General features: G+C 55.8%; 15 protein-coding genes. 7 read left to right on the forward strand and 8 right to left on the reverse strand.

The features are described from left to right. Positions 1 to 336: 336 nt before the first annotated feature. Positions 337 to 1,653 (forward strand): nucleotide sugar dehydrogenase, encoded by a 1,317-nt coding sequence (locus VFE46_01355; protein ID HZZ26625.1) that lies wholly within the window; start codon positions 337 to 339, stop codon positions 1,651 to 1,653. A gap of 7 nt (positions 1,654 to 1,660) precedes the next feature. Beyond that, complete coding sequence (locus VFE46_01360) at positions 1,661 to 2,746, forward strand: NAD-dependent epimerase/dehydratase family protein (protein HZZ26626.1); 1,086 nt, start codon at positions 1,661 to 1,663, stop codon at positions 2,744 to 2,746. Positions 2,747 to 2,778: 32 nt separating this feature from the next. On the opposite strand, the gene VFE46_01365 is transcribed toward VFE46_01360, so the two are convergent. The 8 genes from VFE46_01365 to VFE46_01400 all read right to left on the reverse strand — a co-directional run bounded on the left by VFE46_01365 (position 2,779) and on the right by VFE46_01400 (position 10,918). Next, positions 2,779 to 3,765, reverse strand: a complete 987-nt coding sequence (locus tag VFE46_01365) for a serine/threonine-protein kinase (protein ID HZZ26627.1) — start codon at positions 3,763 to 3,765, stop codon at positions 2,779 to 2,781. A gap of 146 nt (positions 3,766 to 3,911) precedes the next feature. After that, entirely contained in the window at positions 3,912 to 4,220 is a 309-nt protein-coding gene (locus tag VFE46_01370) for a hypothetical protein (GenBank protein HZZ26628.1), read from the reverse strand. Between the two features lie 29 nt (positions 4,221 to 4,249). Continuing rightward, complete coding sequence (locus VFE46_01375) at positions 4,250 to 6,076, reverse strand: sodium:solute symporter family protein (GenBank protein ID HZZ26629.1); 1,827 nt, start codon at positions 6,074 to 6,076, stop codon at positions 4,250 to 4,252. Between the two features lie 301 nt (positions 6,077 to 6,377). Further along, the gene (locus tag VFE46_01380) at positions 6,378 to 6,725 is read right to left on the reverse strand and encodes a VOC family protein (protein HZZ26630.1); all 348 of its coding nucleotides are present in this window, start codon (positions 6,723 to 6,725) and stop codon (positions 6,378 to 6,380) included. Further along, the gene (gene galE / locus VFE46_01385) at positions 6,722 to 7,720 is read right to left on the reverse strand and encodes a UDP-glucose 4-epimerase GalE (GenBank protein ID HZZ26631.1); all 999 of its coding nucleotides are present in this window, start codon (positions 7,718 to 7,720) and stop codon (positions 6,722 to 6,724) included. The genes VFE46_01380 and galE overlap by 4 nt, the downstream gene beginning before the upstream one ends. A gap of 6 nt (positions 7,721 to 7,726) precedes the next feature. Then, a complete protein-coding gene (locus VFE46_01390) occupies positions 7,727 to 8,776 on the reverse strand; it encodes a UDP-glucose--hexose-1-phosphate uridylyltransferase (protein HZZ26632.1) in 1,050 nt (349 codons plus the stop codon). After that, complete coding sequence (gene galK, locus VFE46_01395; protein ID HZZ26633.1) at positions 8,773 to 10,005, reverse strand: galactokinase; 1,233 nt, start codon at positions 10,003 to 10,005, stop codon at positions 8,773 to 8,775. The genes VFE46_01390 and galK overlap by 4 nt, the downstream gene beginning before the upstream one ends. Before the next feature lie 136 nt (positions 10,006 to 10,141). Continuing rightward, positions 10,142 to 10,918, reverse strand: a complete 777-nt coding sequence (locus tag VFE46_01400; protein ID HZZ26634.1) for an inositol monophosphatase family protein — start codon at positions 10,916 to 10,918, stop codon at positions 10,142 to 10,144. Between the two features lie 416 nt (positions 10,919 to 11,334). On the opposite strand from VFE46_01400, the gene VFE46_01405 reads away from it, so the two are divergent. The 5 genes from VFE46_01405 to VFE46_01425 form a co-directional block, all read left to right on the forward strand. Continuing rightward, positions 11,335 to 12,183, forward strand: a complete 849-nt coding sequence (locus VFE46_01405; protein HZZ26635.1) for a hypothetical protein — start codon at positions 11,335 to 11,337, stop codon at positions 12,181 to 12,183. 190 nt (positions 12,184 to 12,373) lie between these two features. Continuing rightward, entirely contained in the window at positions 12,374 to 13,708 is a 1,335-nt protein-coding gene (locus VFE46_01410; GenBank protein HZZ26636.1) for a hypothetical protein, read from the forward strand. Then, positions 13,705 to 17,406, forward strand: coding sequence for an AAA family ATPase (locus VFE46_01415; GenBank protein HZZ26637.1), 3,702 nt, complete (start codon positions 13,705 to 13,707; stop codon positions 17,404 to 17,406). Before VFE46_01410 ends, VFE46_01415 begins: the two co-directional genes overlap by 4 nt. Before the next feature lie 199 nt (positions 17,407 to 17,605). Further along, positions 17,606 to 20,443, forward strand: a complete 2,838-nt coding sequence (locus VFE46_01420) for an MMPL family transporter (GenBank protein HZZ26638.1) — start codon at positions 17,606 to 17,608, stop codon at positions 20,441 to 20,443. Positions 20,444 to 20,641: 198 nt separating this feature from the next. After that, the coding region (locus tag VFE46_01425; GenBank protein ID HZZ26639.1) for an MFS transporter at positions 20,642 to 21,290 on the forward strand (649 nt) is incomplete at its 3' end.

Below are 21,290 nucleotides of genomic sequence, written 5' to 3' on the forward strand. Positions count from 1 at the left end.
AGCGGTAATCTCTGCGCAATTTTAACTGACAGTATATGGACGAGCCAGTTTCGTATGACCAAAACCCAGGCACACGAGCAAACGGGTGCGACGGACCGGCCGCAGCCGCTCGCCACAATCTGATAGTGCGTCAGTCAATCCAGCGATCATGCCCGTGGTATGGCGCCGAGTTGGCCTCAATGCTGCTGAACCGTCGATCGTCCTGTGATCGGTTGATTTGACACGCGATTCCACGGCCATAGCCGCCGATGGGACTCTCGATTAAAGTAGATTTAGAATCGATCGCACAATTTGCATTACATAGTACGAATCAAACCCAATATTCCCTAGGTTTCCATGCCCGATCTCAGCTCCGCAATCTTGAAAAAGTCCGCCACGGTCGGCGTCATTGGTTTGGGATATGTCGGAATTCCGCTGATTCAAGCATTTGTCAAAGCCGGATATAGCACGATGGGCTTTGACATCGATTCGACCAAAGTCGATCGGCTTTTGGCAGGACAAAGCTACATCGGGCACATTCCATCGAGTTGGATCAGCGAATGCATTCAATCGCAGCGTTTTGTGCCCACTGCCGACATGCAGCGGTTAAAAGAAGCCGACGCCATTTTGATTTGCGTGCCGACGCCGCTGAATGAAAGTCGCGATCCTGATCTAAGCTATATCGAAGCCACAGCACGCCAAATTGCCGCAGTCCTCCGGCCAGGACAACTCATTGTCCTCGAAAGCACTACCTATCCCGGCACTACGCGCGATGTCGTGCTGCCCATTTTAGCCGCCACCGGGTTGAAACCTGGACAAGATTTTTTCTTGGCTTACAGCCCGGAACGAGAAGACCCAGGTAACCCGAACTATACGGCCAGTGCAATTCCCAAGGTCGTCGGCGGCATCGATCCGGGTAGTTCTGAATTGGCCCAGTCACTCTATCGCCAAGCGGTGGTGCAAGTAATTCCGGTAAGCAGTTGCGAAGTAGCCGAGGCCTGCAAAATTCTCGAAAACACGTACCGTTCGGTGAATATTGCCATGGTGAATGAATTGAAGGTGTTATTCGACCGCATCGGAATCGACGTGTGGGATGTCATCGACGCTGCCAAGACCAAGCCGTTTGGCTTTCAGGCGTTTTATCCAGGGCCCGGGCTGGGCGGACATTGTATTCCAATCGATCCGTTTTATTTGAGTTGGGTGGCTCGCAAGCACGGAATGATCACACGCTTTATTGAGCTGGCCGGAGAAATCAACACCGGAATGCCACTTTACGTCATTAGTCGGCTGATCGAGGCCTTGAACAATGTCGGCAAACCAGTGCGGGGAAGTAAAATTGGCCTGCTTGGCGTTGCCTACAAGAAAGACGTTGACGACCCACGAGAAAGCCCGTCGTTCGAATTACTGGAAATGCTCATGGCGCGTGGAGCGATCCTAAGTTATAACGATCCGCATGTTCCACGAATGCCTCAAATGCGCCATCACCGTTTGCCAGAAATGCACAGCCAAGCTCTCACGGCCGAATATTTGGCAGCCCAAGATTGTGTCTTGATTGCGACCGACCACTCGGCATACGACTACGATTTTATCGTACAACATTCCCGCTTGGTGATTGACACGCGGAATGCTACGCGGCATGTTCGCCAGGGTAGGGAGAAGATTTGCAAGGCTTAAGGGCTGTTTGTCGGACCTCTCTCGGTTGCGAACCTATGAGAAGTTATTCTTCTCGTTCCTGAAATCGTCTGACGAAAGCTACACACAAATGGCTGAACGCTACTTAGTGACGGGGGTTACAGGCTTCATCGGCAACGTCGTCTGTCGGCTTCTGCTTGATGCCGGCCATGTCGTCGTCGGAGTCGACAATCTGAATGCCGCTTATGATCCAAAACTAAAAGAGTGGCGATTGGCCCAACTAACTTCATTGCCCTGCTTTCAATTTCATCGGCTCGATTTTACTGATCTAACTGCGATCGAGCAGGTATTTGAAAACAGCGCCGGCCACGATGCTAAGACCCCAACTTTCGCTGGTGTACTCCATTTGGGTGCGCGGGCAGGAGTGCAACCTTCGGTCGACGACCCTTTGATTTACCTCCGCACAAATACCGAAGGAACGCTGAATGTGTTGGAATTGTGCCGCCGCCATGGCGTACCCAAATTCGTGTTGGCTTCGACTTCCAGCTTGTACGGCGCGCATAATCAAGTGCCGTTTTCGGAAGATGCCGATACCAGTCGACCTCTTTCGCCGTATGCCGCTACAAAAAAAGCAGCCGAAGCTCTGGCGTTCACGTATCATCATTTGCACAAAATTGATGTCAGCATCGTGCGATACTTCACCGTCTACGGACCTGCTGGCCGGCCCGACATGAGCATTTTCCGCTTCATCCGCTGGATTGCCGAAGGCGTACCAATTGCCCTCACCGGCGACGGGGAACAAAAACGCGATTTCACTTATGTCGATGACATTGCGCGCGGCACCGTAGCCGCATTGAAGCCATTAGGATTTGAAGTGATCAATCTAGGCGGCGACCGATTGACTTCTATGAATTCTGCCATCGGGCAAATTGCGAAATTGCTGGGCCGCGAGCCAATCATCAATCGCCGTCCCATGCATCCGGCAGATGTGCCTGCCACTTGGGCAAATGTCGATAAAGCGAAACGATTGCTGGGCTGGACGCCGCAAATATCGCTTGAGGAAGGCCTGCGCCGGACCGTAGCCTGGTACCAAGAAAATCGCGACCTAGCCATGCAGCTCAGCTTGGGGCAGTAACGGCTTAGCCGGCCCGTTGCGTTCATGGCAGCTTATGCCGGAATGCGCTGCCGCAAAGTTGCAATCTCCAATCGCATGAGGCGCTCGGCAGTTTCGCGCGCTGTGTGAGGTCGCCGGAGCGGATCCTGTGCGGTCAGACAACGCACTAGCTGAGCCACTTCTTCCTGCACTTGCGGCGCCGAATTACGCAAATTGAGCAATCGTGCGGTGCGCTTGAATTCCACCAGGTCGGGCAAATGATCGGGCATGGCTGGCAATTTTCCGGCCAGCATCTCATACAGTGTCAGGCCGAGGCTGTATAAATCGCTGCGCTCATCGGCGGGCCGGCCGAAAAACATCTCCGGCGCTAAATATTTTGGCGTGCCGAGCAGCGGCTGGCCATATAGAGTCGGATCGGACATCTCGGCGGCATCGTCCAGACGGCGCGTGCATGTCAGATCGAGCAAGGTTACATGCCCATTGGGGGCCAGCAGCAGATTACGTGGCTTGATATCGCCGTGAAGGTAACCTGCCGTGTGCAAAGCCCCCAGCGCTTGAGCCGCCTGCCGAGCAATCCACAAGGCCACAGGTACGTTCAATTGGCCGCGCACGGCCAACGTGGAAGCCACACTGGAAGCCGTAAGATGTGGTAGCACCAAATAATACGGCGGCCGGTGAATGTGAGCCGCTAAAACCGGCAGCAAATGCTTGTGGGCTACGCAACGGCCGACCGTGGCTTCTTGTCGGATGCGCGCCACGGCTGCCGGATGATCGTGCCACTCTTCACGCAGTACTTTAATCACATATGCGGGCGCCAAATTCGCGTCGTCTTTCGCTTCAGCGGGTCGCGCACGATAAGCTCGCGTCAACGTTCCTTCCCTCAGCCGCGAGACTAGCAGCCACGGACCCAACCGCAACGGTGCGGTAACCGCCGTGCGATTTTCAACTGCGGAGGTCTTGATTGAATTCAGCGCACCCGTCCAGTCAGCGCGCAGCGGCGTGCTGCCAAATGCCTGATCGGATGCAAGAGATGCCGACATTGCAAAGCGAGCGAGGAGGGACGTGCGGGCGGAAAACGAGGAGGGCTAGTCGTTGTTATCGGCCAATCGACTGACAAGAATTGAACCCATTGATCATGTTGCTCGCAACATTCTTCATCCAGAATGGGGCCAATGCCTGGATGCGATTAATGCCCCTGCGGACCGTGCCCGCCTTGCATTTCCCGGCGCTGCTCTGTTGCTTCCAGCTCACGCCCCTCGGGACTGTCTTGGGTGGAGCGCACAGCCGATGTTCCCCGCCGGGCCATTAGAAACATAAAAATTCCGAACGCCAACATGACCAAACCGCACCACAAATTCACGTTGTAGCCCAGGGAGTTGTCGTAAATAACGTGTTTTTCGAGGATGTCGAATTGCGTCAAGATGCCAAACGCCACCAGCATTGCGCCAAGCACGGCAAACAACAAGCCAATTGGAAAGCGAATATCCAGGTGCATGAATTGTTCCTTTTGCAGGTGGCAATGAGTTAGCGGAAAATCACGTTGAGTACGACGACCAGCGCTAAGACGACAATTCCCAGCGCCGCCGGCCGTTGATACCAAGTTCGGGCATCGTCTTTAGGACGTTCGGTCAAAGAATAAACTAGACCGACGAGTTCTCGATCCTCACGGGGTTTGGTCAGCAAGCTAAGGACAATGGTAACGATAAAGCAAGCGGCGAACGCATAAATGGCGCCCCAGAAGTTTCGCGCCATCTCGCTGGGATACGTGTGCGTCACGCTGATCCATCCACCTTGCAAACCAACCGCGGCGCCGGCGGGCAACGTCAATGCCACGTGGATTGCTGCAGCTGCGGTCCCTGCCAGCAGACCGAAAAAAGCGCCGTGGCCTGTCGTTCGCTTCCAAAACATACCGAGCAAGAACGTGGCGAACAAGGGTGCGTTAACAAATCCAAAAACAAGCTGCAGCATGTTCATAATGTTGTTGAACCGCGCGGCCACATACGCCGTGGCCACGGATAGCGCAATTCCCCAGATCGTGGTGAACCGTCCCATCCACAAATAATGCCGGTCGCTTGCCCCGGGGTGGATATAGGCTTGATAAATGTCGTAAGTCCACACCGTGTTGAATGCCGTCACGTTCCCCGCCATGCCCGACATGAAGCTGGCCAACAGCGCCGTCAGCCCCAATCCCAACAATCCGGTCGGAAAATATTGCAGCAACATATTGGGAATCGCCATGTTGTAGTCCAGTTCCGGCTTTTTCGTTTCTTCATTCAGGATGACAGGAATAAGCCCTTTCGGCAAAACCTGATCTTGGGCCGCCATCTGAGCATTCGCCGCCGCCGCCTCGGGAGAAATGCCTTGCATGTCACCACGCATGGGCACCACGACAGCAATAATCCCCGGGACAATCACTAACGCCGGAAAAAACATTTTGGGTATGGCGGCAATCAGCGGAGTACGACGGGCTGCCGACATCGAATCGGCCGCCATTGCTCGCTGAATCACCAAAAAATCGGTGCACCAATATCCAAACGACAATACAAATCCCAGCCCCATGGCCAAGCCAATCCAAACCATCCACATATCCTGCGGGCCGGTAGGAGTTCCTCCCGGCGGGCGAAAACCAGCCATTGTCTCCACGCTGGGGCCGGACCACGAATGCACAAAATCCGGTACTTTTTGTTTCAACCCTTCCCAGCCTCCGACGTTGATAAGGCCCAGCACCACCAACGGCAAAAAGCCGGCCACAATTAGAAAAAACTGCAGCACCTCGTTGTAAATTGCGCTGGTAAGGCCGGCCATGAAGATGTAAACCAACACGATCAGCGCCGTAACAACGATGCTCGTATCAAAAATGTATTTTGGCGGCAGATTCAGCCAGGCAAATAATCCGTCAAAAATTTTCAGCGTCACAATCAGTTTGGCCATCACAAACATCGACATGCCGGAGGCAAAAACCGTCATCACGGCAAACGTCGCGGCGTTCCAGGCCCGCGTCTTCTCGTCGAAGCGAAGCTTCAAATATTCCGGCACCGACCGGGCCCTGGAACCATAGTAAAACGGCATCATAAAAATGCCCACAAAAACCATCGCGGGAATCGCGCCGATCCAATAAAAATGGCTGGTGGCGATTCCGTATTGCGCCCCAGATGCGCCCATACCAATCACTTCCAACGCGCCGAGATTGGCGGAAATAAATGCCAAACCAGTAACCCAGGCCGGCAAGGAGCGACCGGAAAGAAAAAAATCGGTGCTGCTGCGAGTGGTGCGCCGGAGCATAAAACCTATGCCCAGCACGAACACGAAGTACACCAGCATGATGGCCCAGTCGATGTACGTTAAATTCATGCAATAACCTCACTCCCGATGAGATATGCCCACGAGTTTCGATTGTCGAAGACGGTGTACGAGCGCAAACCGATGAGTCGGCGCCGGCGGCAAACTGTCGGTCGTCGTCAGCATCCCGATAGCGCGTGCCGCTCCTCCCTTGGCACCGCCACGATCAGTGATCGTACTCTAATCGCAACCGCTACGCAAACAAGGGGCGGGGCACTTTTTGTAACCTGGCACCCTGGCCGGTCCAGTAGCTTCCTCGCCGTGCAAAACCTTGCCGATCGTGGTGAGTTTGCCGAACTAAGAGGAACGACAGTCATGCCGTCTCTTCGTGCAACTCCAGCAAATGCCCGGCCGGATCGCGCAAATAGGCCGCCCGGCCCCAATCGTAATTTCGGGCGGGGATTTCAACAGCAATTCCCCTCTGTCCGAGTTCTGCGACTGCCTCATCCAGATTGCTTACCGCAAAGCCCACATGATTTTCGCAGGGCGGCCATTGCGGCTCGGGCTGGTAAAGCTTGTGAATGAGAAGCTGCACGCCAGCCTCTCTAAAAATTGCTATGCCTTCGTCGCGAAACACGGGCTTGGCATTCAACAGCCGCTCGTAGAAATTCACTACGGCATCTACCTTGTCGGTAAAGATTGCCCGTTCGCAGAGCTTCATGTATTCTCCCGTTTGGGCTTTCCACTATAACCGTGCGGGTTTTTTTTGTGCCAGTTCCATGCCGATTCAATAATGCTGTGCAGCTCCGGATATTTCGGCTGCCAGTTTAACTCTTTGCGGATTTTTTCGCTGCTGGCAATCAACACTGCCGGGTCCCCTGGCCGGCGCGCGCCATTCTGAACCGGAATTGCGTGGCCGGTGATTTTACGTGCCGTTTCAATCACTTGCTTCACGCTGAAACCTTGCCCATTGCCCAAGTTATAGACGCGACTTTTCTGGTCGATGGCTTTCATCGCCAGAATATGGGCTTGGGCCAGATCAGCCACGTGAATGTAATCTCGTACACAGGTTCCATCCGGCGTGGGATAGTCGCTGCCAAAAATCGTAACCGATTCGCGTTGCCCCAGCGCCACTTGCAGCACAATCGGAATGAGATGCAACTCGGGATGATGGTCTTCGCCCCGCTCCGCCGTGGCGCCCGCCGCGTTGAAGTATCTCAGGGCAGCGTAGCGCAGCCCGTGAATTTTATCCAACCAATACAGCATGCGTTCTAAAATGAATTTCGATTCGCCATACGGACTGCCCGCCACAAGCTGTTCGTCCTCATCAATGGGCATTTTTTTCGGCGCATCGAACAAATTGGCCGTGGACGACAAAATGAATTTCTTCACGCCATACTGCACCATGCTTTGCAGCAGGTTCAAGCCATTGGTTACGTTTTCCCCAAGATATTGAAACGGATGCTTCATCGATTCGCCCACTAAAGTGTGCGAAGCAAAATGCATGACCGTGTGCGGCTTGTGCTGAGAAAGTGCTTGATCGATAGCCGTCCGATTCGCCAGATTGCCTTCGATGAGCGTGGCCTGAGGATGAACGGCTTCCCGGTGGCCTTGATACAAATTGTCGAACACGACAACTTGTTCTCCCGATTGCACCAATTGCTCCACAACCACGCTGCCAATGTAACCCGCGCCGCCTGTCACAAGAACCGACATTCGCATTTACCCTTCTTTGGATTCTGAAAGTTCACGCAAGCGCTGGGCTGCCTGCTCGGGAGTTAAATCACGCTGCGCTTCGGCCAGCATTTCATAGCCGACCATAAATTTTTTGACGGTCGCCGAGCGCAACAGAGGCGGATAAAAATGTGCGTGCAACTGCCAATGAAACCAATCTCCCGCCGCCGTCGGTGCGCCGTGCCAACCCATCGAGTAAGGAAAGGAGGTTTCAAACAGTTGATCGTATTTGCTAAGCAGCCGTTTGAGTGCGTCGGCCAAAGCAGCGCGCTGCACTGCATTCAAATCGGGCAGGCGCAATACCGCTTGCCGAGGCAAGAGCAGCGTTTCGAACGGCCATGTGGCCCAATACGGCACTACGGCCACCCAGTGTTCGTTCTCAACGACAATTCGTTGCTGCTGCTCTTGTTCGAGTTGCAAGTAATCTAAAAGCAGCTTAGTACCGTGCCGCTGCAAATAGTCGCGCTGCTGCTGATCTTCCTTGGCCGGCTCGTTAGGCAATTGATTGCTGGCCCAAATTTGGCCGTGGGGATGAGGATTCGAGCAGCCCATCACCTCTCCCTTATTCTCGAAAACTTGCACCCAGCGATAGGTTTTTCCCAGTTCTTCGATTTGCTCCGACCACACGTCGATTACTTTCCGAATGTCCGCGAGCGGCATTTTCGGCAACGTGAGATCATGCCGCGGCGAAAAGCAAATGACCCGGCACGTTCCGGCAACATTCTCACGCCGTAGCAAACCTTGGGTCGGAGAATCCTCTTGTGCCAAGCCGCTTGCGCCCGCAGGCGCAAACTCCGGCAACAGCGCTGGGAAATCGTTTGTGAACACAAACGTTTCGGTATATTTTGGATTCTGCACTCCCGCGGCACGGGCGTTTCCAGGACAAAGATAGCAAGTTGGATCGTATGGTGGGTAGTTATCGGCTGCCACGCTTTCGCGCTTTCCCTGCCACGGTCGCTGGGTGCGATGCGGCGAAACCAATATCCAATCGCCGGTCAGCGCGTTCAATCTGCGATGAGGATGGTCTTGAACATTCATAACGGCCGGCTGGGAAAAGCTCGAGCGCCTTGCGCCGGTCGGCTGGTGAACAGCGCTGGCTTAATGCCCGTTTGTTTGTGGTAGCGGTCGTAAAGCAGCTGCGCAACATTTGCCGCCGCACTGCTCTTCACCAGGCTGACGGTGCAGCCGCCAAAGCCGCCGCCCGTCATGCGGGAGCCGATTACGGCTCCGTCTTGGCCAATTTCCTGAGCCAAAGCAACCAGCAAATCTAACTCTGCGCAACTAACTTCGTAATCATCACTCAGCGAATTGTGGCTGGCGTACATTAACTGTCCCACTTCGTTCCAGCGGCCCGCGCTAATGGCCAAGGCAGCTTTTTCGGTCCGGTCAATTTCCCCGATCACATGGCGCGCGCGACGGTAGTTTACGTTTCCCAGTTTGTCTCGCGCTGCTTCCAAGTGTGCCACGGTTGCATCGCGCAGTGTATCCACGCCCAATACTTTAGCCGCCGCCTCGCATTGAACACGACGTTGGGCATATTCGCCGCCGGTCAATTCGTGCTTGACGTTGCTATTGGCGATCAGCACGGTGACATCGGCAGCAGTAAACGGGACGAGTTTTGCTTGTTGCGATCGGCAATCCAACAGCATCAAATGATCGGCGGTGCACAGCACACTGCTGAATTGATCCATTATTCCGCAGGGCACGCCGGCATATTGATGTTCTGCTTCCTGGCACAACAGCGCTTTTTGCACTGGCTCCAGCGATTTGCCGAGCATCGCCTCCAAAAGCGTGGCGGTGGCCACTTCCAAGGCTGCGCTGCTCGATAATCCTCCGCCCAACGGCACATTGGACAGAATCACGGCCTCGAAGGCCGGCACGCTAAAGCCGCGCGCCACAAAACCCGCGATTACCCCCTGCACGTAGCTGGACCAAGTAACTGGGCCGGGCGAAATTTTCCCCGCCACTTGCAGCGTTGCAGCTTCCTGCTTGTTCATGCTGAAAACGCTTGCGGCTGGTTGGCCATCGCCGCCGCGGTGATCTGTCGACTTGGCTGCGGCAATCACCACGTACCGTTCAATCGCCATCGGCAACACAAATCCGCCGTTATAATCGGTGTGCTCTCCGATGATGTTGACCCGCCCAGGCGCAATCGCCAGATACTGTGGCTCACGCGAATACCGTCGGCGGAATTCATTTGCCGCTTCTTCCCGAAGTTGGTCCGCGGAATTGGTAGCCGTCTCAAGTGCTGCAATTGCTTCTGGCATATTCATGATCCCTGCTGCTGATCGCGCCTAACTCTAAATCGCTCACGAAATCAATGTAATCTGTTGCCGTGCGAAAGGCGACTGGGTGACTAATTGCACATCTGGTGGCCAGAATAAATAGCTAGAATCATAAATTTCAACACTTATCTCCGACCAAGCGCAGCATTTGTTCGTGCAGCGGCATGGTGGCGGCAGCCACAAACCGAGGAGCGTTTAAATCCAGCGGCCCGCCGCTGTAATTCGTAATGATGCCACCAGCTTCGTGAATTAATAATGCCCCGGCCGCCACGTCCCAGGGTTTGGTGTTCCCGCCCCAATAGGCATCAAAACGTCCGGCGGCGACATACGCTAAATTCAGTGCGGCCGAGCCGGTGCGGCGAATCGCCTGCGCAGCTACTGCCATGCGCAGCATTTCGGCCAGTTCACGAGACTGAGGAGTCATCTTCGGCGGCAAACTGACAACGACCACTGCCCGGTCGATTTGCTCCACCTCGCTGACGGCAAGTTTGCACCCATTCCGATGTGCTCCTCGACCCGCTTGGGCCGTAAAGCACTCCTGCGACACCGGATCGTATACCACTCCGCAAATCAGTTCACCTTGCCGCTCCAGGGCTACAGAAACGCAATAATGCGGAATCTGATGCACGTAGTTGGTGGTTCCGTCGAGCGGATCAACAAGCCAACGATACTCAGCATCGGCCGGGCCCATCGGGCTTCCTTCCTCGCCGAGAAACGCGTGCTTTGGATACGCCGTCAGTAATATCCGCCGGATTTCTTCCTGGCTGGCCACATCGGCTTCCGTGACCAAATCGGCGGGGGCCTTCTCTCGGGCGGCAAATCGGCCGATCCAATCCAAAAGCACCTGCCCCCCGGCCCGGGCGGCGTGTTCGCATGTCGGTAGATAATCGTCCATGGGGTTATCCCGGGTACAAAAATGGTTATTTTCTGCGGAAAAACGCGGGTTAGTACCCCTCTGGCGCGGTCGGATTCGATTGAATCACAACCCCGCGTGGGGTTAATCTTGGGGTAATTAATGATGCTCCCCGAAAGTGGGGCAAAAAGAATCTTTGAAATTTTTTTGCTAAATGCTGGACTTTTGAAATCTACTTGTTATCATCGCGGTTGTGGATAGAAGAAGTCGACGTTAGCGGAAAACATTCGGTCCTTTGCTCACAAGAATCTTGGTGCAACTGACTCATCCTTATCATCCTGCTGAGTGATCCGCAACTACGGCCTCTTCTCTGTTCCGGCCCCGCCGACTTACGCAAGTGAGCGGCGGGGTTTTTTATTGGATTTTTCCGTCGCCTTTGTTAAATCGTCTTTTGGAAGATGAGTGTTGTGTGGCAGCTTGCTGCAAACTCTGCACGAATTACGTGCCCCGCCTGGAATGCCACGCTCGATCTACAGCATCCTGACCGTGGCTTGATGCTGCGGTTGGCAAACAGCGGCGGCAATCTAGAATCGTCCAAGGCATCATCCCCGTTGCAAATTTTGGCGGCGAAGTTTGGAAACGAGGAACCCCTCGTCCCGGCGCATATTGACGCTTATGTGCGCGGCAATGATTTGATAGCGAGCTACGACGCTGCCGGGTCACAACAGATTCGCGTGCAGATTTACTGGCGGTGCCTTACCCCTGCGGAGTTTGCTCCTGCGGCTGCCGACCAAGTACTCGCAGCCTTCGATTTAATTTTCTCGATGAACACTAGTTTGCTCGACAGCGAACCAAAATCACAGGTCCGATCAGTCTTTTCGTCTGAGTGCGCAATGCTGCATTTGAAACCGTCGGCCTCAAAAAAATTCCATCCTGAGCAAATCCAATTGCCGGTCGCTTCGACCGCCACGGAGCAGGGTCTGGTCTTCACGGCGGCAAACCAAGCCACGGGATGCTTCATGGTACGCCGGGAAGCTTGCCCGTTCTCTTACGTGGAAATGGTTCACCCGAACGATTTTTACCGAAGTTCGATTGTCGCTTCATCCCTGCCCTCGCCAAGCCAAAGGCCGCCGGCCGAGACGAACCGAATTGCCATCGAACACAATCTCTTCCCTTTAAGATTGGAAAAGGGAGTCATCCTAAAGGCCCGGGTTCGTTCGGCGGTAATCTCCCGCCAGCAGGATGAAGCCACGGTCGTGGCGGCATACCAGCAATTCCTTTCCACCGAACTGCCGCTAACCGCCTGAATAAAATCGCCCCAGCACCGTCCGTCAACGCTGTGTTGTGTTACGGCACAGACCGGAAGTCGCCAGAACTCGGATAGGCAAATCTTCCGCTCTTTACTAAACTTCCCCATTGCTTACCCGTGTCAATTGCTCACCTGGGTCAGGCATCGATGGGATTTCCGTAGAAAAATCGTCGGGCAAGGAGGCACCCATGCCGCAGCGGCCATTCCGCTTCTTACACGCTGCCGATTTACATCTGAGTCGCCCTTGCCAAGCCGCCGGCGAATTGCCGGAGCACCTTGTCGATCTTCTGATCGACGCGCCCCTGCGCGCCGCGGAAAAGGTCTTCGATGCCGCCATCAATCAGCATGTCGATTTCGTCTTGCTGGCAGGCAACGTGATTGATCCGCGTTGCTCCTCTCCGCGCGAACTGCTGTTTATTGTTGAGCAATTTCAACGACTTGCCAGCCACAATATTGTCGTGTACTGGTCTGGCGGGCTTATTGATTCAATCGACGATTGGCCTGAATATGTGTCCTGGCCGAGCAACGTCCGTCGGTTTCCACAGAATCGAACCCAACGGTATCGGCACGAAATTACCGAGGCGCCATTGTGCGAAATCATTGGCTGCGGCCACGACGATAACGAGCCAAGTCGACCCTACCAGTTTGCGCCCAGTAATTCAGAACTATTTTCAATTGCCGTTACTCATGCGTCCTGGAATTCGAGCGCGCTGGGCGAGATGAATGTGAACTACTGGGCCTTGGGCGGCCAGCAGCAGCGCTCGACGCCGCTGCAAGCCGGCAGCGTGGCACATTTCTCCGGGAGTCCCCAGGGACGCAATCGCAATGAAACCGGCCCGCATGGGTGCACCATGGTTGCCGTCGATGAACAGCGACGCGTTCAACTTTCGCCGGTTGCCTGTGATGTGCTGCGCTGGATGACGCCGCAATTGTCCGTGTTGGAGAGTTCGAATCGCCAGGAATTGGAATCGCTTTTGCACGACCGCACCGAGCAACTGTTAGCGGCATCGCCAGATGTCCCTTTATTTGTGACCTGGCGCGTAGCCTGCCATGATCCTTGGCGCTCGAAGCTGCAAGATGGATCGTTGGCCTTGGAATTAGTTTCCAAGTTGCGCGAAGAGTTCGGAAATCGGCCCGTAGCGCCCGTTTGGACATTGGCGATCGAACCGGTACCACCCGACCGGCTGCCGGCTGAATGGATTGCAGAAGAAACGCTGCGCGGCGATTTTCTGCGCGCGGCGCAGCAATGTTTGCCGACGCTTTCCGACCTCCAGCCGATAGACGCAGCGATTGAGCCAACCCTGACGACAGCGAATACGCTGGGCCAACCGTCCGTGCCGCCGCTGGTCTTGTCGTTGCCCGACGGTGCGGCCGAATGGGCTGCGCTGGGCGGAATTTCACCTGCCGGAATCGAAGCCATTCAATCGGTCCAAGCGGACGATCCGGAAAGCAATCGCCAGGCCTTGCGCGAGGTCGTTTGGCTCGGCGCCGATTTGCTTTGTCCCGCGGAGCCCAAGCGATGAAACTGACCGATATTCACATCGACGGCTTCGGAGTTTGGAGCGGGCTGACGCTGGCTGATCTTTCCCCCGAATGCACCGTGTTCTACGGGCCGAATGAGGCTGGAAAAACCACGCTGCTGCAATTTGTCCGCGCGGTTTTATATGGTTTTTCGCCGCGCCGAACCGCCCGGTATTTGCCGGCGTTAGGTGAAATTGCTGCCGGAGGCTCGCTGACGGTGCTGGACGACGAAGAGGGACGATTGGAGGTTCAGCGGCATCAAACTGCGCAGCAGCCCCTGGGCGATGTTCTTGTCGGTGCAGCCGACGGCACGGTTCAAGGCGAAGCACAATTGCAGCGTTTGTTGCAGGATGTTGACGAAACGATCTTCCAGAACGTGTTTGCCGTGAGCTTGCACGAGTTGCAAGAACTAGGCGCACTTACCGATTCGGACGCCGCCCGCTGGCTGTACGATTTATCGTTGGGCTTTGACCGCGTATCGCTCAGCGAAGTGCTGGGCGAATTGGAGAATTCGCGGCGACGACTTTGGTCGGACACAGTACAATCGCAAATTGGCCAACTGCTGTCCGAGCGCGAGCGGCTTCGCACCGAACTTGCGGAATTTTCCAAGCTTTCAACGGAGTTAAACCAGCTCATTGCGGATCGCGCAGCCACCGATCAGCAAATTGCGCAACTGGAAGCCGCCGTGGACGAACAGGAAGTGGAACATCGCACGCGCGAAACAGCCGCGGCACTAATGGGTCCCTGGCAGCGGCGGCGGGCATTGAACGCACAAATCGAAGCGCTGGGATCAATCGCACAATGGCCAGCCGATGCGCCGGCACGCATGAGCCGCTTATTGTCAGGCATTCACAAAACAAAAAGGGAACAGCGGTTCGTCCTCCGCCGGCGAAAACTATTGAGCCGCAATTTGGCACAGCTCAAGTTGAATCGACCGCTCGTGAGACAATCAGCACGGATTGAAGCGCTGGCGGAAAACGAATCGTGGATTGTTTCACTGGAGAAAGAGATTCGCCAGGCGGAAGAAGCTGCCAAGCGACTCACCGCCGAATGCCAGACGCCCGAGAAACGGCTGAACGATTTAAGCAATCCAAATGTTGAAACCAAGCCCGGCAAGCCAAATAACTTGCTGGTATCCATCGACCGCCGCGATTGGCGCACACTGCGCCGTCCGGCCGCGGAGCTTTTGCATGCGGAGCGCCAATCGACTGCCGATCAGCAAAAAGTTCAGGTCCGGCGCGCTGCGGAGCAAAATCGCCTCCGGGAAGCAGAACTAGTATTGGCAGCACAAGGTCCAAAGAATCTGGCCGCCGCCTTAGATGCCGCGGGGCAGCGCGTGTCACAACTGCGGCGACGCGTGCAATTGGACGGGCTGCTGCAACAGTTGGCTGACACCAAAGCCGATTTAGAACACTCCATCGCCGGCAGTCTTCAACGGCAAGTTCTCCCTGCTTGGATGTTGCTCTCGTTGGGCGGCGTATTTGTATTGGGTGTTGTGCTGATTCTTGGCGGTTTGCTGTTGCCGGGCACGTTCACCGGATCGCTCGGTTGGCCGATGGCTGGTCTCGGAGTGTTAGGAATGGTTTCGGCGGTTGCCGCTAAATATAGCATCGAGCGTTCAGCAGCCAGTCGTTTGGAAGCCAGCCGTCAACAATTGGCGCTGGTCGGAACACAAGTACAGCAGGCCGAAGCCGAACGCAGCGACTTGGATCGCAACCTTCCCAAAGGTGCTGGCTCACTGCAGGCACGGTTGCAAACCGCACAGCAAGAGCTGGCCAAGTTGGAAGATCTGCTTCCGCTGGAAGCGCAGCGACAGGCTGCGGATCAAGCGTTGCAAGCTGCCGATTCTCAAAATGCCGATTTCGACCGGGATTTGACTCTTGCGCGTCAAAATTGGAAAACCGCTTTGTCGGCTGTTGGCTTGCCCGAAAACTTTTCGCCACGGCAAGCACGAGCCCTCTATCACGCGGGTCAGCAACTCGACGAAGCGCAGCGGCAACTCACCGATGCACAAGCGGAATTGGAGCGCCATCGCCGAGAGCTGGGAGTATTTACAGCCCGACTGGAGCAAGTCTTTCTGGCCGCCGAGATTCCGCAGCCGGCGGGTACGGCCAGCGAACAACTCCGTGATTTGCGCCGCGCACTGGCGGAACAAGAAACTCGCCAGCAGCAGCGTCGTTCGATGATCCACCGACAAAAGAAGTTGCGGCGGCGAGGGAAAATCGCCGCGCGCCGGCTTGGTCGGTTGCGAGGACGTGCCAAGAAATTGCTCGTCGATTGCCGCGTGCCTAATTTAGCCGAATTTCGCCAGCGCAGTGCAGAATTTTCACAAATTAGCTCGCTCATCGCACAGCGCGATTCCGCGGCACAAGAAATTGCCTCGCTGTTGACAGGCGCGACCACCAACCCCGCATGCCAGCAAAATCCTCTCGGCGGCGCAATGATCGAAAAAGAGTCGTTCTTCGCTTCACTGGTAGCGAATGCCAGCTTCGAGCAACTTAACTCCCAGCTCGCCAGCAGCCGTCAGCATTTGGAAGATCTGCGCCGGCAGCAGCAACGGCTGTTTGAAGAACGCGGCCAACGTAGCGAGCAAATTCGGCGCATTTCCTGTGACCGGCAACCGGCCGTGAAGCGGTTTGAGCTGGCACAAATCGAGCAGCACATTGCCGCCGCGCTGCAGCGTTGGAAAATCCTTACACTGACGCACCACTGGCTGGTTTCAATCAAGGAGCATTACGAACGCCATCGGCAACCGGAAGCTTTACGCGATGCTTCCGAATTCATGACGCAACTTACCGAGGGACGGTATCGACGCGTGTGGACCCGGTGGGGCGAAAATACGTTGCTGGTCGATGACGACGAAGACCGTACCCTGACCGTGGAAGTACTCAGCCAAGGAGCCCGTGAGCAACTATTTTTGAGCCTGCGGCTGGCGATTGTCGGTTTGTATGCCCGGCGTGGCGTGCAGTTGCCGATGGTGCTGGACGATGTGTTGGTGAATTTTGATACGCAACGGGCTGGCGCAGCGGTTCGGGTGCTGCGAGATTTTTCTCGGCGTGGGCATCAATTGCTCGTCTTCACGTGCCATGAACATTTGGCATCGCTGTTTAAGAGCTGCAAAATGGATGTCCGCCGCTTGCCCAGCAATCGCAGCTCGGGGCGTGACGAGCCTTACGTCGACGAAGCCAATCCGCCGCCGCGGCGCCACCGGCCGCGCCGGCAAAAAGAAGAAGCTGCTTCGCCGCCCGTCATGTCCATCACAAGCGTTGCCACGGCCCAAGCGATTGGCCCGGCAGTGTCAGTCGAAACCCAGTCCATAGCGCCCGCTGAAGTGTACCCGGTCGAAGTTGTTTTGCCGTTTCTGTCTCCCCAATTGGAGCCAGTTGCCCAGGAGCCAAGCGTACCTTTGCGTGTCGACATGCCGCAAAGCAGCGTGAGGTTGTCGCCCATTATGCGACGCTGGGCTGCCGAAGAATTCAGCGGAGAATTGGACGACCGCATTAACCCGCTGTGGCTGCTGGATGGCACGGCGCGGGAAGAGGCTGGCACTGCATCCGCCCGGCCCAGGTACCCGATTTCCGAGACAGAGGACCCCGCCTCACCGGCGGCCGGACGCACTCGTTCTGCTCGTTACTTTGCCGAAGAGCCAGCCTTCGGCTATCCCGACCGACCCCTGGGCGATGACGGCCTGGAAAGCTAGCTATCACCGGAAAAAGCCCGTCAAATTCGAAAACTCTGAGGTTGGTCCGAGGCGGCAAATTCGCTACCATTCCCGGCTTGCCAGGGTCAGTTATGGGGGGCGGACGCACTGTCCTCTCCATTCGCGAGATGGCAACAAAACAGCGTTCTGTTTGCGGTTCAAGGACCGAGCCGCCGAAGTTCACCATGGATGGTGATGCATGTCGCAGCAGTTTCCGCCCACTCCCGATCTAGACGGCGTAAGCGATCCGTCTCCGGATGTAGCCGTGGCGGTGCAACCTGATTCGTCTGCCCATGCGCCGCAGCAATCGTGGCTAACCGCCGGGCTGTTGGCCATCACGCGGCTGGTGCTGCGCTTTCCAAAGCCCACATTGGCGGTCGCCGTGGCCTTGGCCATCGTCTCGGTCATCTATTCCATCGGCCATTTGGGCTACAAAAGCAGCCGCCTCGATTTGCTGAATCCTAAAAGCGATTACAACCGTCTGTGGATTGAGTACGTCAATGAATTCGGCGACGAAGACGATGCCGTGATTGTCGTCGAAGGGGCCGGCCGCGAGCAGGTTGTGCCGGTCGTGGAAGAAATTTCCACCGCCCTGGAGCGCGAGAAGCGGCTGTTCCACGCAATTTTGGACGAGTGGGATCTGACCAAGGTTCGGCCGAAAGCTCTCCATCTGGTGCCGCCGGAACAATTGCAGGGCATTGATCGCTACGTTGAACAAAAGGCGTCCGTTGCCTGCGGCGATTGGTCCCAGTTGCAAGTGGGCAAGCTGCTTGGAAATTTAACACAGCAACTCCAAGCGGCATCTGCCGGCGTGGCTGGCATCGATTTGAAGATGACGATGTATCAAATCGATGCCACGCTCAGCGGTTTGGTTGCACAATTTCGGGGCGAGGCCTACCGTGCCGCCGCGCCACCCGACATGCCAATTGCCATGTCGATGTTGAGCCAGCTAGGCCCCAACTACCTGCTGGCCAAGGACGGCCAAATGGGGTTTGTGCTGTTGCGCTTGGTGGTCAACAAGGAAGAATTTGCACGCGGCAGCGAAGCCGTCGATGCGCTGCGGGAAATTATTGCTGAAATCAAAACGCGCCATCCGAACGTGCGAATCGGGCTGACCGGCTTGCCCGTCATGGAAAATGACGAAATGCGCGAAAGCCAATCGTCGATGCTGTGGGGTAGCCTGCTTTCGTTCGTGGGAGTGGTCATCATTGTCATCGCGGGATTCGGCGGCTTGCGGCATGCTCTGTTGGCCAATCTGGTGCTGCTGTTGGGCACCGCCTGGGCCTTTGGGTATGTAACGCTAACTGTTGGGCATTTGAACATTCTTAGCGTGACGTTTACGGCCACGCTGATCGGCATTGGCATCGATTATGGCGCCTATTATGTTTCGCGCTACATGCAATTGATGCGCGAAGGGCTGGCATGTGAAGAAGCCTTACTGGAAACGACTCGCGCCGCCGGTCCGGCCATTGTCACGGGAGCGTTGATCACTTCGATTGCATTTTTCTCCGCGGCACTAACCAGTTTTACCGGCGTGGCGGAACTGGGAATCATCGCCGGCGGAGGCTTGTTGTTGTGCGCGGTCGCGCAACTGTTTGTGCTGCCGCCGCTGATCAAGGTGGTCGATGGTTCCCAGTTAGGCCTGAAATTTCCTACGCCGGTGCCTGTTCACAAGTGGATCAATCCGCTGCTGCGTTTCCCTCGCCTGGTATTTTGCGCCGGATTGCTCATTACCGCGACCGCCGGCTGGGGCGTGCAAAAGCTGTGGTACGATCACAATTTATTGGACATGCAAGCCAAAGATTTGGAAAGCGTTAAATTAGAACGGCGTTTGTTGGTCGAGTGCGACAAAAGCGCCTGGTACGCACTTTCCATTTCCGACAGCCGCGAGGAGTTGCTCAAGCGGGAGGCAAAATTCAAGCAATTGCCCAGCGTCGATCGGACCGAAGAAATCGCCCGCTTTTTGCCCGACGACGAGAAATGCAAGCAACCCATTATCATCAAAATGGCGCAGCGGCTGGCGTCTTTGCCCGAACGCCCGCCGCTGATTGGCTTGGATTCTTTGGATGATCTCGGAGCAGTGCTGGCGAACTTGGAAGAGGTGATGCGCCGCACGCCGAATGCCGCCGAGTGCACCCGACACCTGGAATGGTTGCGCGACTCCATGCGCCGGCTGTCGACCTCGGACTGTTACGCCAGGCTGTCGCAATTTCAGCAGCAAATGGCGGGCGATTTGCTTACTTCCTTGTACTTCATGCGCAGCATGGCCAACCCGGAGCCGCCGCAGTTGAGCGACTTGTCGCCCAGCTTGGTCAGCCGGTTCGTCGGTCAAAATGGAAAATACTTGCTGAAAATTTATGGTCGCGGCGACATTTGGAATATCGAGAATTTAACTCCGTTTGTCCAACAGGTTCGCAGCGTCGATCCCAAAGTGACTGGCAATCCCCTGCAAGCGTTTGAAGCTTCGCAAGAGATGGAAACCAGCTACCAAAAAGCCGCCGGCTACTCGCTGATTGTGATTTTTGTTTTATTATTCATCGATTTTCGCAATTTGCTGCACGTGTTCTTGGCCGCACTGCCGCTGGCCATGGGCATGGTCATTACGTTTGGGTTGATGGGATATCTCAACCAGCCGCTGAATCCAGCGAATCTCATTGCGTTGCCGTTATTGTTGGGAATGGGAGTCGATTATGGCGTGTATGTGGTGCACGAGTTTCTGGAACAGCAGGGCCGCTACCGCATGTCTTCTGCAACGGCGGTGGGTTTGTTGGTCGATTCGTTGGCCACCATCATCGGCTATGCGGGGCTCTTAATTGCCAGCCACCAGGGTTTGCAAAGCTTGGGTCGTTCGCTCACGATTGGGGTCGCCGTCTGCACGTTAACCTCCATGATTTTGCTGCCAGCCCTCTTATCCTGGATGACTCGAAAACGGCCGCTGGTGCCGTGGGTCGGCAGCGCAGTGGTCAGCTACGATCATGATCAGCCGGAAACCGATCCGATCGAGGACAACACTCCTAGCTTGCAGCGCGCGGCCTAGCCTCAGCGGAAACCCGCCGGTCTTGCTCTGTATTCACTACCCTGCGGCGCCGGTTTGCGTTTGAGTATTGCCCAGCGATGGCCTACAATGCCGCTGCGCTGGCGGCAACGACGTGGGCATTAGAAATCTCGCCTCGTGGTAAATCGTTACATTTCCGCACGGCGATAGCACACACCATCACCTCTCCGGAATCTACGCATGAGCGTGCCTGTTGCACCCCCTGCAAGCAGTTCTCCATCGCCACGAATGACGATCATCCAGTGGCTGATTTGCATGATCGCGGTCATCGGCTTCGCGTTTGACACGTATGTGCTGTTGATGCTGCCACTCATTTTGCGGCCGGCACTGATGGAGTTCGGCATTAAGCCCAATACCGACGCATTTTCTCTCTGGCGGGGACTCCTGTTTTTTGTGCCGGCCTTGGTGGGCGGAATTGTCGGGCTGTTCGGGGGCTATTTAACGGACCGCCTGGGGCGGCGGCGTGTCCTCACGTGGAGTATTTTGATTTACGCCGTTTCCACGTTTGCGGCCAGCTATTCCACCAGCGTGCAAATGTTGCTGGTGTTTCGTTGCCTGTCGTTTATTGGAGTTTGCGTCGAGTTTGTCGCGGCCGTGGCCTGGCTAGCGGAGTTATTTTCCGATCCGCACCAACGTGAACGAGTGCTCGGTTACACCCAAGCGTGCAGCTCCTTCGGCGGATTGCTGGTCGCGGCTGCCAATGGATTGGCGCTTACCTGGGCTGCCAAATTACCCGCCATTGAATTGCCCCATTGGTTGAGCTCTTGGGGTGTGATTAAAGATTCGCACGCAGCCTGGCGGTATACGCAAATGTCGGGCTTGATTCCGG

Source organism: Pirellulales bacterium (assembly GCA_035656635.1).
Lineage (GTDB): Bacteria > Planctomycetota > Planctomycetia > Pirellulales > JADZDJ01 > DATJYL01.